The organism is Salinimicrobium oceani (assembly GCF_012037645.1).
Window position 1 is genome coordinate 1 of record NZ_JAAVJR010001709.1, and the last position, 278, is coordinate 278.

The following is a 278-nucleotide window of genomic DNA, read 5'->3' on the forward strand; positions in this document are numbered from 1 at the left end:
TGACTACCATTCAGCTGGTATTGGGGAAATATTTCGGAGCCTTGTTCCTGATCCTCCTCGCACTCTTACCGACCTTGCTGTATGTGGTGGCGATCTGGTACCTGGGAGCTCCGGAAGGAAACCTTGACAGTGGCGTGATCATTGGCTCCTATTTCGGACTCCTATTTCTCGGCGCCTGCTATGCGGCCATCGGGATCTTTGCCTCCATGCTTTCGCCAAACCAAATCGTATCCTTCATTCTGGCGGTTTTTCTTTGCTTTATCGCCTATTTTGCATTT

The 278-nt window shown here is 50.0% G+C and carries 1 protein-coding gene; it reads left to right on the top strand.

Annotated features, from left to right (window positions below; all coding sequences use genetic code 11):
- Positions 1-278: ABC-2 transporter permease (locus tag HC175_RS23690; protein ID WP_479685275.1), on the top strand; the 278-nt coding region annotated here is incomplete at both ends.